Annotated in this window: 13 protein-coding genes; 10 read left to right on the top strand and 3 right to left on the bottom strand. The window is 72.9% G+C overall.

Translation table 11 applies throughout. From position 1 onward, the window contains the following. Positions 1-10: 10 nt before the first annotated feature. The 3 genes from ACIBKX_RS17785 (at position 11) to ACIBKX_RS17775 (ending at position 2,744) form a co-directional block, all read left to right on the top strand. Positions 11-940, top strand: coding sequence for a LysR substrate-binding domain-containing protein (locus tag ACIBKX_RS17785; RefSeq protein ID WP_363274078.1), 930 nt, complete (start codon positions 11-13; stop codon positions 938-940). A 212-nt stretch (positions 941-1,152) separates the two neighbouring features. Then, positions 1,153-1,476: a 2Fe-2S iron-sulfur cluster-binding protein gene (locus tag ACIBKX_RS17780; RefSeq protein ID WP_363274077.1), complete on the top strand. Its 324-nt coding sequence runs from the start codon at positions 1,153-1,155 to the stop codon at positions 1,474-1,476. After that, on the top strand, positions 1,476-2,744 hold the full coding sequence (locus tag ACIBKX_RS17775; protein ID WP_363274076.1) for an FAD-dependent oxidoreductase: 1,269 nt from the start codon (positions 1,476-1,478) through the stop codon (positions 2,742-2,744). Before ACIBKX_RS17780 ends, ACIBKX_RS17775 begins: the two co-directional genes overlap by 1 nt. A 6-nt stretch (positions 2,745-2,750) precedes the next feature. Here ACIBKX_RS17775 and ACIBKX_RS17770 read toward each other — a convergent pair whose 3' ends face one another. After that, a complete protein-coding gene (locus tag ACIBKX_RS17770) occupies positions 2,751-3,254 on the bottom strand; it encodes a hypothetical protein (protein ID WP_363274074.1) in 504 nt (167 codons plus the stop codon). A gap of 108 nt (positions 3,255-3,362) precedes the next feature. After that, on the bottom strand, positions 3,363-4,856 hold the full coding sequence (locus ACIBKX_RS17765; protein WP_363274072.1) for a SulP family inorganic anion transporter: 1,494 nt from the start codon (positions 4,854-4,856) through the stop codon (positions 3,363-3,365). Between the two features lie 198 nt (positions 4,857-5,054). Here ACIBKX_RS17765 and ACIBKX_RS17760 point away from each other — a divergent pair, with 198 nt between their 5' ends. The 3 genes from ACIBKX_RS17760 (at position 5,055) to ACIBKX_RS17750 (ending at position 8,518) form a co-directional block, all read left to right on the top strand. Further along, on the top strand, positions 5,055-5,459 hold the full coding sequence (locus ACIBKX_RS17760) for a MerR family transcriptional regulator (RefSeq protein ID WP_363274228.1): 405 nt from the start codon (positions 5,055-5,057) through the stop codon (positions 5,457-5,459). A gap of 281 nt (positions 5,460-5,740) precedes the next feature. Further along, positions 5,741-6,823, top strand: a complete 1,083-nt coding sequence (gene pstS / locus ACIBKX_RS17755) for a phosphate ABC transporter substrate-binding protein PstS (protein WP_399375832.1) — start codon at positions 5,741-5,743, stop codon at positions 6,821-6,823. A gap of 123 nt (positions 6,824-6,946) precedes the next feature. Next, positions 6,947-8,518, top strand: coding sequence for a phosphodiester glycosidase family protein (locus tag ACIBKX_RS17750; RefSeq protein WP_363274070.1), 1,572 nt, complete (start codon positions 6,947-6,949; stop codon positions 8,516-8,518). A 20-nt stretch (positions 8,519-8,538) separates the two neighbouring features. Here ACIBKX_RS17750 and ACIBKX_RS17745 read toward each other — a convergent pair whose 3' ends face one another. Beyond that, positions 8,539-9,828, bottom strand: a complete 1,290-nt coding sequence (locus ACIBKX_RS17745) for a cytochrome P450 (RefSeq protein WP_363274069.1) — start codon at positions 9,826-9,828, stop codon at positions 8,539-8,541. A 179-nt stretch (positions 9,829-10,007) separates the two neighbouring features. On the opposite strand from ACIBKX_RS17745, the gene ACIBKX_RS17740 reads away from it, so the two are divergent. From ACIBKX_RS17740 to ACIBKX_RS17725, 4 genes are all read left to right on the top strand, one after another. Beyond that, positions 10,008-12,020: a tetratricopeptide repeat protein gene (locus ACIBKX_RS17740; protein WP_363274068.1), complete on the top strand. Its 2,013-nt coding sequence runs from the start codon at positions 10,008-10,010 to the stop codon at positions 12,018-12,020. Between the two features lie 74 nt (positions 12,021-12,094). Next, a complete protein-coding gene (locus tag ACIBKX_RS17735) occupies positions 12,095-12,907 on the top strand; it encodes a hypothetical protein (RefSeq protein ID WP_363274067.1) in 813 nt (270 codons plus the stop codon). Between the two features lie 37 nt (positions 12,908-12,944). Next, entirely contained in the window at positions 12,945-13,856 is a 912-nt protein-coding gene (locus ACIBKX_RS17730; protein WP_363274066.1) for an AraC family transcriptional regulator, read from the top strand. Positions 13,857-13,980: 124 nt separating this feature from the next. Continuing rightward, the gene (locus tag ACIBKX_RS17725; RefSeq protein ID WP_363274065.1) at positions 13,981-14,613 is read left to right on the top strand and encodes an NAD(P)-dependent oxidoreductase; all 633 of its coding nucleotides are present in this window, start codon (positions 13,981-13,983) and stop codon (positions 14,611-14,613) included. The last annotated feature ends 2 nt before the right edge of the window (positions 14,614-14,615 follow it).

Below are 14,615 nucleotides of genomic sequence, written 5' to 3'. Positions count from 1 at the left end.
AAGGTGGATCGTGGATCTTCTGCAGTTGCGCTACTTCCAGGCCGTCGCCCGTTACGAGCACATCAGCCGCGCCGCCGAGGAGTTGCGCGTCGCCCAGCCCTCCGTCAGCCGCACCATCGCGCGCCTGGAGGCCGAGCTGGGCTCCCCGCTCTTCGACCGGCAGGGCCGCCGCATCCGGCTCAACCAGTACGGCGTGATCTTCCTGCGCCACGTCGACCGCGCCCTGAGCGAACTCGACGACGGGCGCAGGGCCGTCCGTGAGGCCCGCGACACCGGGCTCGGCCGGGTCAGCGTCGCCTCCGAGACCCTCCTGACCGTCACCCCGCTCCTCGGCAGCTTCCGCGGCACCTACCCACGTGCCGACGTGCGGCTCTTCCAGTCGACGGCGGAGGAGATGGACCGTCAGCTGCGGGCCAGGGAGGTCGACTTCTGCGTGGCGTCGCAGCCGCTGACCGGATCGCACCTGGAGTCGGTCGAGCTGGCCCGCGAGGAGGTGCTGCTCGCGGTTCCCTACGGGCACCGGCTCGACGGGCGGGAGAGCGTGACGATCCGGGAGATCGCCGACGAGCCCTTCGTCACCACCCGCACCGGCCACTGGCAACGCACCCTGCTCGACCGGCTGTTCGCGGCCGAGGGGCTCACGCCGCTGGTGTCCTGCGAGGGCGACGAACCGGGCGCGAGCCAGGACATGATCAGCGCGGGCCTCGGCATCGGCCTCATCCCGGCGGTGTCCCGGCAGGCCGGCACCCACACCCGCGTCCCGGTCGCCTGGGTGCACGTGGCCGCGCCCGGTTGCGACCGGGTGCTCACGCTGGTGTGGAACCGTGATGCGCACCTGTCCGAAGCCGCCCTGAAGTTCCGTGAGTTCGTCGCGAGCAGACCTCTGATGACCCATCATCTGCCGGACCCGCGCCGCGACCGCTCCGCCGATCCCTCGTAGCGCGCGCGGAACTCCTCTGGTACGTTGCGACGCGCTGCCCGATCCACGGCCCAGGACGTCGCGTGTCCGAACGGCCGGTGGCGGGCGGCGAGTTACGGCAGGGGTGTCGCGTCCCCCACCGGAACCATCCCGACCTCCCCCTTTCACCGTGACCGGTGTCCGTGCCCCGCCGCGCCCCCGCGTGCCGCCGGACACCATCGAGGAGTTCCGCCATGCCCAAGATCACCTATGTCGCCGTCGACGGCATCCCGACGACGGTCGACGTCCCCCTCGGCACGAGCGTCATGCGCGGCGCCGTCTTCAACGACATCGACGGAGTCGTCGCCCAGTGCGGCGGCAACGCGCAGTGCGCCACCTGCCACGTCTACGTGGACGCGGCGGGCCTCGGCAAGCTGGAACCCGCAGGGCCCGACGAGGACGACATGCTCGACTTCACCGCGTCCCCGCGCCGGCCCGAATCCAGGCTGAGCTGCCAACTCCCGGTCACCGGCGACCTGGACGGCCTTGTCGTCCGGCTCCCCGAGCGGCAGAACTGATGGCGGACCACACACCGCCCGCCTCCGTCGTGATCGTGGGCGCGGGGCAGGGCGGCTACCAGACGGCGGCGACGCTGCGCGAGCGCGGCTACCGGGGGCGCGTCACGCTCATCAGCGCCGAGGACGCCCTGCCGTACGAACGCCCCCCGCTCTCCAAGGCGTACCTGAAGGGCGCCGCGTCCGCGACCGGCGACGAACAGCTGTGGCTGCGGCCCGCCGCGTACTACGTACGCCACGGGATCGACCTGGTCGCGGGCACCGTCACCGAGATCGACCGGGCCGGGCGCACCGTCCGCCTCGCCGACGGTGCCGCGTACGACTACGGCCATCTCGTCCTCGCCACCGGCGCCAGGCCGCGCACGCTCGCCGTGCCGGGCGCCGGGCTGCGCGGCGTCCACACCCTGCGCACCGCGCGCGACGCCGCCGCGCTGCGGGCCTCGCTGGCCGCCGCGCGGCATGCGGTGGTGGTCGGCGCAGGGTTCATCGGGCTCGAATTCGCGGCGGTGGCAAGGGAGTCGGGCCGCGAGGTGACGGTCGTCGAGGCGCTCGACCGGCCGCTGGCCCGCGCCGTCGGCGCACGCACCGCGGAGCACTTCACGCGGCTGCACCAGAAGGCGGGGACCCGGCTGCTGTTCGGCGGGGCGGTGGCCGCCGTCCGCGGGGACCGGAAGGGTGCCGTGGCGGCGGTGGAGCTGGTCGACGGAAGTGAACTCCCGGCAGATCTAATCCTGTTGGGTCTCGGTGTCACCCCGCGCGCGGAACTCGCGGCAGCCGCCGGGCTTCCGGTGGCCGGTGGCATCACCGTCGACTCCCGGCTGCTGACCGCCGATCCGTGCGTCTCGGCCATCGGGGACTGCGCGGCCTTCCCGCTGGCTCGCTCAGGCAAGCGGCTGCGGCTCGAGTCGGTGCAGAACGCCGCGGGCCATGCCCGGCTTGTCGCCGACCGGTTGACCGGGGCGCCGCGCGACTACGACGAACTGCCCTGGTTCTGGAGCGTCCAGTTCTCGACGACCGTACAGATCGCGGGAGTCGGCGAGGGCCACGACGCCGAGGTGGTGCTCGGCGACGACCCCGACGCGTTCTCGGTGCTGCTCTTCCAGGGGGAGCGGCTGCGGGCGGTCGAGTCCGTCAACCGTCCCAGGGACCACATCGCGGCGCGCCGCCTGCTCGGCAGGGGAGCGGCCCTGACCCCTGCCGAGGCCGCCGCGCCGGGGTTCACGCTCACGGCGCGTCCGGCGGGCCACGGGGGGAGTGGCGCTACCGGGTGAGCTGCGCTACCGGGTGAGCTGCGCCTCCTCGGTCAGGCCGGGTATGTGGGAGCGCGAGGCCTCGATGAAGCCATAGATCAGCGTACGCGAGGTCTCCCGCACGCCCTGCAGCTCGTTCCGCGTCTCGGCGGTGGGCATGTCGTCCACCGCCTTCAGCGCGTCCCTGCCCAGCGCGGCCAGGTTCGGCGCGTCGGTGAGCAGCTCGGCGCGGAACATGGCCTCCATCGCCACCGCCCGCAACCGCTGTGACTCGCGGCGCAGTTCGTGCAGCTCGGCCTCTTCCCTGACCCGGCCGTCGTGCCGGCCGAACCAGTAGTCCATCTGTCCGCGGCGGTAGTTCGCGAGGGCGCCGCCGAACGCGCAGTAGGCGTCGATCCGTTCCTGCCGCAGACGCTCGTCACGGGTGAACTGCTCCGCCCGTAACGCCGTCCGGTGCTGCAACAGATGAGTCAGCCCGGCACCCAGCAGGGTACCGAGAACGGCGACGACGCTCGTGGCAACTACATCCATGCGGTCAGGAAAACATGTGCCGTGGCCGGGCTGCACCCGTGGGAGTGAGTGTGGCCGGAACGGCGGCCTTGCGGACCGGCCAGGCCGCCACCTACGGCCAGACGGTCATCAGTGGCCGCCGGTCAAACCCCCGCTGAGCCGCTCATGCATCTCGGCGCTCGGCCGGTTGAGGCCGACGATCTCCACCGTCTTGCCGCGCTGCTCGTACTTGTGGGTGACGGCGTCCAGCGCGGCGACACTGGAGGCATCCCAGATGTGCGCGTCGGACAGGTCGACGACGACCTCGTCGGGATCGGTGGCGTACGCGAACTGCGTCACCAGATCGTTCGACGAGGCGAAGAAGAGCTCGCCCGTGACGGAGTAGACGACCCGACTTCCGTCCGGGTCGGTCACCGCGGTGACCTCGGCGAAGTGGGCGACGCGCTTGGCGAAGACGACCATCGCGGTGATCGACCCGACGATCACGCCGACGGCGAGATTGTGCGTGGCGACCACGCACACGACGGTGAGCACCATCACCGTGATCTCGCCCGCGGGCATCCGCCTCAGCGTCTTGGGCGCGATCGAGTGCCAGTCGAAGGCCGCGAAGCAGACCATCAGCATCACGGCGACCAGGGCGGCCATGGGTATCTCGGAGACCACCGGCCCGAAGACGATGCACAGGACCATGAGGAAGGCGCCCGCGAGGAACGTCGAAAGGCGGGTGCGGGCGCCGGCGACCCGGACGTTGATCATCGTCTGGCCGATCACCGCGCAGCCGCCCATGCCGCCGAGGAAGCCGGTGACGATGTTGGCGATGCCCTGGCCGATCGACTCACGGGTCTTGGAGGAGCGGGTGTCCGTGATGTCGTCGACGAGCTTCGCGGTCATCAGGGACTCCATCAGACCGACGAGCGCCATGGCGAACGCGTAGGGCGCGACCGTCGTCAGCGTGTCCAGCGTGAACGGGACATCGGGAAGCCCGGGCACCGGCAGCGCCGACGGCAGCTCCCCCTTGTCGCCGACGGTCGGCACCGCGATGCCCGCCGCCACCGTGATCACCGTGAGGATGATGATGGAGACCAGCGGCGCGGGGACCACCGTGGTGACCTTCGGGAAGAACACCATCAGCGCGAGACCGCCGAGGATCAGCGGATAGACGGCCCACGGCACGTCGTGCATCTCCGGCACCTGCGCCATGAAGACCAGGATGGCGAGGGAGTTGACGAAGCCGACCATCACCGAGCGCGGCACGAACCGCAGCAGTTTCGCCACGCCCAGCGCCCCGAGCGCGATCTGGAAGACACCGGCGAGGATCACTCCGGCGATCAGATAACCGAAGCCGTGCTCGCGATTGAGGGGAGCGATGACCAGGGCGACGGCACCGGTCGCCGCGGAGATCATCGCGGGCCGCCCGCCGACGACCGCCGTCGTGACCGCCATCGTGAACGAGGCGAACAGACCGATCGCCGGATCGACACCGGCGATGACGGAGAAGGAGATCGCCTCGGGGATCAGCGCGAGAGCGACGACGAGACCGGCGAGGACCTCGGTGCGCAGCACCTTCGGGGGCGGAAGGGCGTCGCGCAGCCGCGCGGCCGGGGACGGTGCGGAGGAGGCCAAGAGAGCGGAAACCTGTCGTGCTCGGGCACACCGGGGCGATCGGCGGTGTGCGTGATGTCCGTGGCGGGACGGCGGAATCGGGCCCGGCACCCCGGTACTCTACCCTGACGTGAGGGTAGAGATCGGAGCCGGTCGTCCCCGACCCGGCAGCGGACACAGGGAGACGGCCGCGTGAGCAGCACGCACGGAGAGGCCCGCGTGAGCGGCAGACACATGCAGATCGGCGAGGTCGCCGCGCGCACCGAACTGTCGCTGCGGACGATCCGGCACTACGAGGAGACCGGACTCGTCACCCCCTCCGCCCGCTCACAGGGCGGCTTCCGCCTCTACACCGAGGCCGACGTCACACGCCTCGTGGTCATCCGCCGTATGAAACCGCTCGGCTTCACGCTGGACGAGATGTGCGACCTGCTGTCGGCCACCGACCGCCTCGACTCGGGCGAGGAACTGACCGGGGAGGAGCGGGAGCAACTCGTCGAGCGCGTCCGGCGCTTCGAGCGCGCCGCCGCCGAGCAGGTCGGCAAGTTGCGTACGCAGCTGGCGCGGGCCGAGGAGTTCGCCGGGACCCTGCGCGATCGGCTCGGGCAGTCGCAGACCGGCTGAGCACGCCCGCTGCGGTCGGCCCCCCTGCTCGCCCGTGACCGTCGGCCCCCCGCTCGCCCGTGGCCGCAGGGCCCCGCTCGCCCGTGACCGTCGGCCCCCGCTCGCCCTCCGGACGACCGGGTGTCGCCCGATGTTCGCCTTGGATTCACCCGGCGGGCCCCCAAGATCGGCGAGCATCTAGAGCATCCGGTTCCATATGCGGTAGCTCCAGGGGGAGAACGGTGCAGCGCCCACGCCCGACACGTACCAACTCATCGATCGCCGCGGTCGCTTCGGCCGCCATGGCGGTGGTGCTGTCGCTGGCGGGATGCGGGGCCATCGGCCTCGGCGACGACGACAAGGCGACCGCGTCCAAGAGCCCCTCCCCACTGCCCCGGATCGACTGCGCCGAGGGGAAGGCGCAGGTCGCGGGTTCGGGGTCGAGCGCCCAGCAGAACGTGATGAAGTACTGGATCAAGCAGTACCAGCGGGCCTGCCCCGACGTGCAGATCGCCTACAACCCGCTCGGCTCGGGCGCGGGCGGCGCCCAGTTCCTGCGGGGCGCCACCGCGTTCGGCGGTTCCGACAGCGCGCTCAAGCCCGCGGAGGCACACCAGGCGCCGGGCGTCTGCCCCGACGGCAGGGTGATCAATCTGCCGATGGTCGGCGGCTCCATCGCGATCGGCTACAACCTGCCCGGCGTGGACGACCTTGTGCTCGACGCGCGGACCCTCGGCAAGATCTTCGACTCGCGGATCACCCGCTGGGACGACCCCGAGATCCAGGAGCTGAACCCCGGCACCGACCTGCCGTCCATCCCCGTGCGGCCACTGCACCGGTCGGACGACTCGGGCACCACACAGAACTTCCAGGCGTACCTCGCCGGCGCCGCCCCGGAGACCTGGCCGTACCCGGCGAAGAAGTCCTGGCAGGGCAAGGGCGGCGGATCGGCCAGCGGATCCAGCAACGTCGTCGAGCAGGTCAACGCCAGCTTCGGCACCATCGGCTACTTCGAGCTGTCCTTCGCCGCGGGCGACCAGGTCAAGACCGTCAGCATCGACACGGGAGCGGACGAACCCGTCGCCCCGACCCCGGAGACCGCCTCCGCAGGCATCGCAGCGGCGCGGGTCGTCGGGCAGGGCAAGGACCTGACCCTGAAGTTCCGATACGGCCTCACCGCCGAAGGCGCGTACCCGATCTCCCAGGTCACGTACGAGATCGTGTGCGACAAGGGGAACCGGCCCGAGACGCTGCCCGCGCTGAAGTCCTTCCTGACCTACACGGCGGGCGACGAGGGACAGCGGCTGCTGTCCGGGATCAACTACGCGCCGCTGCCGGACTCCGTCGCGGTGCAAGTGCGCGAGGTGGTACGGGAGTTGTCCTGACCGGCGCCGTGTGAGCCACCGTGTTTTCCGCGCGGACTTCTGGTATTTACGCGAGAGATCAGCTGCCGTCCGCGAACTCGCGTTCGCTGCGCAGGACATCGCGTACTCGACCGAGGAGTTCTCGTGGCCCCAGCACGCCGCCCGATCAGAACCGTCGTCAGGGCGTCGGTGGTCGCCGTCGCCACGGCGGGCCTCATCGCCCGCGGTGCCGTCGCCGCCCCGACGGGAGCGGTTCCGACCGGAGCCGTCCCGAGCCCCCTCGAAGGCTGGCGGCACGACGCGCTCGCCGCTGGGGTCGACCTCTACCAGGGGACGGTCGCGGGCCGGCCGGGAGCCGACCACTGGACGGTGACCGTGCGCGCGAACGGCGCCCACCTCGCCCCGGAGCAGGACGCGGAGGCGCTCGCCGCACGGCTCGACGGGGCAGGCTTCGGCGGCGCCCGCACCGAGCGCGTCGCCTGGCCGCAGGGCGCCGATCGCGAAGGGCTGATCGGCGTCCGCGTACGCGTCGGCGAGTACGGCACCCGCGCCGATGCCGACGCCCGCCGGAAGGAGCTGGCCGCCCGGGGCTTCGACGCGCTCACCGAGTGGACCGGCGCCGACGGCACGCCCGGCACCGGAATCGCCCGCGTCAAGGTGGCGATCGTCGACCCGAAGCGGTACGGCGGAACGCTGAAGGCGAGCTACGGCACCGCGGTCGCCGGACGCGAGAAGGTGTCCGACATGGCCACGGCCGACGACGCGCTGCTCGGCGTCAACGCGGGCTTCTTCGTCATGGAGGCCAAGGACGGCGTGCCGGGAGCGTCGGCCGGAATCGCCGCGTACGACGGCGAGTTGCAGAGCGCCGCCACGAACGGCCGGGTCGCCGCGGTGCTGCGCGGCGACGGACTGCGCCCCGAGTTCAAGAAGCTGAGCACCGCGCTCCGGGTCCGCGCGGGCAAGGCGTCCGCGGTCGTGGACGGCGTCAACCGGGTGCCCGGCCTTGTGCGCAACTGCGGCGGCGTCGGCGGCGACACCCCGACCCAGCGGCCCCAGCACGACGTGACCTGCGCCGACCCCGACGAGATCGTCGAGTTCACCGACGAACTGGGCGCCCCGACCCCGGCCGGCGCCGGTGTGGAGGCCGTGCTCGACGCGCGCGGCCGGGTCCGCGAGCTGCGCCCGCAGGGCGGCGACGTGCCGTCGGGCGGCAGCGTCCTCGCGGGCATCGGCGACGGCGCCACCTGGCTGCGTACGCACGCGAAGCCGGGCGGCACCCTGAAGGTGGACCGGCAGATCCGCGACGAGCGCGGTCGCACCCTGCGCCTCGGCCCGCAGGACGACATCGTCAACGGCGGACCCGAGCTGGTGCGGGACGGAAAGGTGGCCGTGAACTACGGCGCCGACGGCATCGAGCGGACCGGCGACCCCTCCTTCGCGTACACATGGGGCCTCAAGCGCAATCCGCGGGCGCTGCTCGGCGTCGACGGGCGGGGCCGCCTGCTGGTCGTCGCCGTCGACGGACGGCAGCCCGGCAGCAGCGACGGATTCGGGCTCAATGAGGGCGCGGAACTGATGAAGTCGCTCGGCGCGGTGCGGGCCATGGCGCTGGACGGCGGCGGTTCGGTCGCCATGGCGGTCAACGGCGAGGTGATCAACTCGCCGTCGGACGGCACCGAGCGGGCGGTGGGGGACGCGCTGCTGTTCTCGCGCTGAGGCGCCCGTTCCAGGGCTGCTCAGTCGGGCAGCCCGACCGGCACATGGCGCGGACCACGCACCAACAGCCCAGGCCGGTACGGCAGTTGCTCCGGGTCCGCCGTCAGCCGCAGTCCGGGGAAGGCGTCGAAGAGACGGGGCAGGGCGACCGCGGCCTCCAGGCGGGCCAGGCGCGACCCCACGCAGAAGTGCGGGCCGTGGCCGAAGGCGGCGTGCGGCGCCGTCCGGGTGCCGCCGGCCAGATAGCGGTCCGGACGGAAGGCGTCCGGCTCCGCGAAGTGCCGGGGGTCGCGATTGGCGGCGGCGAGCACGGCGAGGACCGACGCGCCCCCGGGTATGACCGTGCCCGAGCCGAGGTCCACCGGCTCCGTCGTCCGCCGCCACGTCGTGCCCTCCAGCGGGCTCGCGTGCCGCAGGGTCTCCTCGACGACGGCCGGCCAGCGGGCGGGATCGCGGCGGGCGGCGGCCAGTTCGCCGGGGTGGCCGAGCAGCAGCAGGGACGCCGACGCGAGGAGGTTCATCGTCGTCTCGTAACCCGCGAACAGCAGCAGGAACGCCATGGCGAGCAGCTCGCCGTCGTCGAGCCCGCCCTCCGTCGCGTCGTGCGTCAGCGCGCTGAACAGATCGGGGCCCGGCGCGCGGCGCTTGCGCGCGATGAGCCCGGTGAAGTAGCCGTGCAGCCGCGTCCAGGCCTCGTCGACCGCGCCCGCCGCGAGCGCGTCGGCGGGCGAGCCGACCCGGTAGGTCCAGTCCCGCAGGTCCGCCCGGTCGGCCTCCGGCACCCCGAGCACCTCGCCGATCACCAGGACCGGCAGCGGGAAGGCGAAGGCGTCCACGAGGTCCGCGGTCCCCTCGCGCCGCAGCCGGTCCGCCACGTCGTCCAGGAGACCGGCGGTCAGCTCCTCGATACGGGGCCGCAGCGCGTCGACGCGGCGCGGCGTGAACGCGGCGGCGGTCAGCCTGCGCAGCCGGGTGTGATCGGGCGCGTCGGAGTTGAGCATGTGCCGGGCCAGACAGGCGCGGGCCCGCTGTGCGGGCGAGTCGGCCTTCGGGCGGCCCGCGCCCGGCGGCGGCACGTTCGAGAAACGCGGGTCCGCGAGGACGGCCCGCGTCTCCTCGTACCCGGTGACGAGCCAGGCGTGCGTGCCGTTCGCGAGCGGCACCCGCACGGCGGGGCCCTGGTCGCGAAGGCGCGCGTAGTACGGGTACGGGTCGCGCGCGAACGCGGGATCGGCGGGGTCCAAGGGGGCCGCGGCGTCCTCGGTGCCCGTGGCGTCCTCGGCGTACACATCGTCCAGGGGTGTGATCACCCGCCCATCCTCACCCGGCCCCACACGCAGGAAGGGGGCGGCCCCCGGCCAGCAACCGACCACCGGACCTGTGGGAACCGGACAACAACTGGTGGCACCTCCGGCGGCGGCCGGCGGCCGGCGGACGGAGATCGCACACAACCCTCCTGCCCGGAGCCCCGTTGGGCTACAAAGAGACGGTGAACGAGTCGTCCAACGATCTGAGCGGAACCGTCAGCGGCACGGTCGTCCAGGCGGGCCACATAGGGGAGTTGCACCTCGCCCCCACCGCTCCCGCCGTGCCCACCGCTCCCGCCGCGCCCACCGCGCTGGCGGGCCTGCCCCCGGACGTGCCGGAGTTCACCGGCCGCGACGCGGCCCTGCGCGCCGTCACCGCCGCGCTGCGCCCCGACTCCGGTTCCTCGCCGCTCCTGGTGTCCACGCTGGCCGGCACCGCGGGCGTCGGCAAGACCGCCCTCGCGGTGCGCGCCGCCCACGACGCGGTGGCGAACGGCTGGTTCCCCGGCGGTGTGCTCTTCGTCAACCTCCAGGGGTACGACGCCGACCGCGCCCTGCGCCCCGACACCGCGCTCTCCGTCTTCCTCGGCGCCCTCGGCGTCCCCGACGAACTCTTCCCGCCCACCTACGAAGGCCGCCTCTCCCTGTACCGCTCCAAGCTCGCCGACGTCGCCTCCCGGCACGGCGCCGCCCTGGTCTTCCTCGACAACGCCTCGTCGACCGAGCAGATCGGCCCGCTGCTGCCCGCATCGCCGCTGCACCGCGTGCTCGTCACCAGCCGGCACACCCTCGGGGATCTGCCCGGATCGCGGATCGTGGACATCGGCGTACTGGAACCGGACGAGGCCGCCGCGCTGATCACCCGTACCCTGCGCGTCCGCAGGCCCGACGACGACCGCGTCCGGGACGAACCGGACGCCGTGCGCGATCTCGCCGACCTGTGCGGGCACCTCCCGCTCGCGCTCGCCGTCGTGGCATCGATCCTCGCGGGCGACCCGGACCAGTCGGTCGGCGAACTCGCCGCCGCGCTCCGCGACCGCGCCACGCGTCTGGAAGAGCTGGCGTACGGGGACCGTCCGTCGGTCGCCGCCGCCTTCGAGCTGTCGTACGCCCGGCTCGCCCCCGACGAGGCCCGCACCTTCCGGCTGCTCTCGCTCAACCTCGGCCAGCAGGTGAGCGTGGCCGCCGCCGCGGCGCTCACCGGCGCCTCGCTGCCCCGGGCGCGGCGGCAGCTGCGGGCCCTGCGGGACGCCCACATGATCGAGCCGGGCGAACCCCGCGGCTGGGTCCGCTTCCACGACCTGCTGCGGCTCTTCGCCGAGCGGCGCCGCCGGGAGGAGGACGACGGGGCGGGCGTCGGGGCCGCCGTCGACGGCCTCCTCGCCCACTACCGGGACAGCGCGCAGGACGCCGTGGAGCGGCTGGTCACGGCGGCGCGGGCCGGTTCGCGCGACGAGGCGACGGAGGAGTGGCTGGACACCGAGCGGCTCAACCTGCGCGCGGCGCTGCAACTGGCCCAGCAGCACGGCCGGACGGGGGTGGTGCTGCCGCTCGCGCACAACGTCAGCTGGTTCCTGCGCCGACGCCAGGACTGGGCCGCAGGTCTGGAGGTGTGCGACATGGCGGTGCGGTTCGCCCGCTCCGGCACGGACCCCGCACAGCGGGCGCTCGCCCTCTACAACAAGGGTGACTTCCTCAAGCACAAGCAGGACTACGGACGGGCGCTGGCCGCCTTCACGGCGGCGCTCGACGGGTACCGGGAACTGGCCGACCGGGCGGGCGAGGCCAGGACGCTGCACAGCATGGGCACGGCCGCCCGCCGCGCCGGACGGTACGCCGACGCGGCGCGGCACTACTCCGCCGCCCTGCCGCTGTTCCGCGAGCTCGATGACCGGCAGACCACCGGCCACACGCTGTTCAACCTGGGCAACACGGCGCGGGGGCAGGGCGACCAGAAGGGGGCGGAGGACTGGTTCGGGCACGCGCTCGACGCGTACCGGCAGGTCGGCAACGAGATCGGCCGGGCCCGCACCCTCCAGCACCTCGGCCGCCTCGCCGTCGCGACGGACCGGCCGGACGCGGCGCGCGGCCACTGGGAGGAGGCCAGGACGGCGTACGGAGACGCCGGGCACGCCGAGTGCTGCGGAGGGCAGGTCGCCGAGCTGCTCGCCGGGCTCACCTGCGAGGACGGCTAGGATCGCGGGAATTCGGCACAACTGGCACGACCGACGGGAAAAGGAGCACAGTGCGCGCAATGGGGAGGGGCATCGTGACGGCAGCCGTGGGGGCGGCGCTCACGATGACGGTCGCGGGATGCGGCGCTGACACCGGCGCCGGTCGCGGCGACACGGGCAAGGGGCAGGGGAAGGACAAGAGCGCCGGGGCGCACGACGAGCGGACCGACGCGCGGGCCGTGCTGCTCGCGGCGGCGGAGAAGACCGGTGCGCAGACCTCGTACAAGACGGTCCAGACGGGCCACGGCGGCTCGGACCGGTCGGAGATGCTCTACCAGAAGAAGCCCGCGGCCACGGTCATCAAGGCCTGGGTGACGAAGTCGTCGGCCAACCCGACCGGCATCAGCCACATGGTCGCGGTGGACGGCGCGACGTATGTGAAGACGGACAAGGTGCCCGGCAAGAAGTGGTACCGCATGGACACCGGCGTCATCGGCGCTTCGCGCGCGGCCGGGTACGTCCCCGAGTTCACGGGCGCGCTCGCCGCGACGAAGTCCACGAAGTGGGTCGCCGAGGAGAAGGTCGGCGGACGCCCCGCCGACCACTACCGAGGCACGGTCGTCCTGAAGGAACTGGCCCGGTACACCGGCGCCGCCCTCGACAAGGACGTGCGCGACGCCTATGTGGAGGGCGCGCGGAAGCAGGGCCTGACCTCCGTCGTGATCGACCTGTGGGTCGGCAAGGACGACCTCGTCCTCAAGTCCCGTGAGACCGGCGACGGTTCGAAGGGCCGCGAGGAGCTCAACGAGGTGTACTCGGACTTCGGCGCCGTGCCGGAGGTCGCCGCGCCGGCCGCGGGAACCGTCGCGAGCTGGGACGAGTTCATCGGGGCGCAGGCGACGCCGTGACCGCACGGGCGGCCGTCGCGGGTGGTATCGAGGACCTATGACGTGCACCTTTCGACAGGCGGCCGCGGGCGACATCCCCGAGGTCGTCTTCGCCGCCCCGGCCGGCACCCCCGCCCCGGTGGAGGTGCTGTCGCTCGCCGCCCTGCGCGAGCGGGCCCGCGGCGGACCCGCGGACCGCATGCGCAGGCCGCAGCGCCCCGACTTCCACCATCTGCTCACCGTGCGCTCCGGCTCCCTCGCCCACATGGTGGACTTCACCGACTACGTCCTGGAACCGGGCGGCTGGCTCTGGGTGCGGCCAGGACAGGTCCACCAGTGGGGGGACCTCGACGGGGCCGAGGGCACGGTCGTCTTCTTCGAGCGGGAGTTCCTCGACCCCTCGGCGGCCGTCGCCGCCGGGGTCGACGACGCGTACGCGCCGCCCGTGCGGGTCCCCGCCGGTGCCGACGCCGAGGGATTGCGCGTCGCCGTCGCCCACCTGGAGCGGGAGTTCCACGCCTTGGGCGGGCTGCCGCTCGATGTCCATGTGGCGGTCCTGCGGCATCTGCTCGACGTACTCGTCCTGCGCGTCGCCCATGTGTCCGCGCCCGACTCCGCGGGGCCCGAGCCGGGGGAGACCTTCCTGCGCTTCCGGGACGCGGTCGAGCGGGACTTCAGCCGCAGCCGACGGCTCGACGACTACGCCGCCGCCCTCGGCTACTCGACGCGCACCCTCTCCCGCGCCACGCTCGCCGGGGCCGGGGTCGGCGCCAAGGAGTTCATCGACCGCCGGGTGGTCCTCGAGGCCAAGCGGCTGCTCGCGCACAGCGATCAGCCCGCGGCCAGGATCGCCGACCGGCTCGGCTTCTCCAGTGCGACCAACTTCAGCAAGTTCTTCCACAAGCGGACCGGGCAGACGCCGATCGACTTCCGGGGCGCGATGCGGGGGCAGGGCGCGCCCCATCCGTAGCGTGTCGGATTCTGACCATACGACGTCGCAGGCGCACCCGACTCACCTGCGTAGACGCCCGTAGCTTCGAAGGTGCAGACGGAAACAGGAATCGATCTGCTCCCGAGAGAAGCGAGAAGAACCCATGCGTATCCTCCTCTTCGGCGCCACCGGCATGGTCGGCTCCCGCATCGCCGCCGAGGCCCTGTCCCGCGGCCACGAGGTCACCGCCGTCAGCCGCTCCGGCAAGGCGGTCGGCACCGCGGCCGCCGTCACCGGCGACGCCTCGGACCCGGCCGTGGTCGCCGAACTGGCCGCCGGGCACGACGCGGTGGGCTCCGCGCTCGCCCCGCCGCGCGACGGCTCCGCGCCCAGCGAGCCGTTCCTCGCCACGAACAGGGCGCTCGTCGACGGCGTACGCGCAGGGGGAGTCCGCCGCCTGGTCGTCGTCGGCGGCGCGGGCAGCCTGGAGATCGCCCCCGGCCAGGCCCTCGTCGACCAGCCGGACTTCCCCGACGCCTACAAGGCGGAGAGCCTCGCCCAGCGCGACGCCCTCGGTTTCTACCGCACGGCGGGCGACGTCGACTGGACGTACGTCTCCCCGGCCGCCCTCATCGAGCCCGGCGAGCGCACCGGCACCTTCCGGATCGGCGGCGACCAGCTCCTGGCCGACGCCGAGGGGAACAGCCGGATCACCGCCGAGGACTACGCGATCGCGTTCGTGGACGAGCTGGAGAAGGGCGCCAACCCGCGGGCGCGGATCAGCGTCGCGTACTGAGC

The organism is Streptomyces sp. NPDC050658 (assembly GCF_044457025.1).
Classification (GTDB): domain Bacteria; phylum Actinomycetota; class Actinomycetes; order Streptomycetales; family Streptomycetaceae; genus Streptomyces.
This window is presented reverse-complemented; position numbering and strand designations above follow the sequence as displayed.

What these genes read in the sequence shown, in the direction of transcription:
- ACIBKX_RS17770 (WP_363274074.1), bottom strand. Translation starts at nt 3,254, where the DNA reads ATGGATGTAGTTGCCACGAGCGTCGTCGCCGTTCTCGGTACCCTGCTG.
- ACIBKX_RS17730 (WP_363274066.1), top strand. Translation starts at nt 12,945, where the DNA reads ATGACGTGCACCTTTCGACAGGCGGCCGCGGGCGACATCCCCGAGGTC.
- pstS (WP_399375832.1), top strand. Translation starts at nt 5,741, where the DNA reads ATGGCGGTGGTGCTGTCGCTGGCGGGATGCGGGGCCATCGGCCTCGGC.
- ACIBKX_RS17775 (WP_363274076.1), top strand. Translation starts at nt 1,476, where the DNA reads ATGGCGGACCACACACCGCCCGCCTCCGTCGTGATCGTGGGCGCGGGG.
- ACIBKX_RS17725 (WP_363274065.1), top strand. Translation starts at nt 13,981, where the DNA reads ATGCGTATCCTCCTCTTCGGCGCCACCGGCATGGTCGGCTCCCGCATC.
- ACIBKX_RS17780 (WP_363274077.1), top strand. Translation starts at nt 1,153, where the DNA reads ATGCCCAAGATCACCTATGTCGCCGTCGACGGCATCCCGACGACGGTC.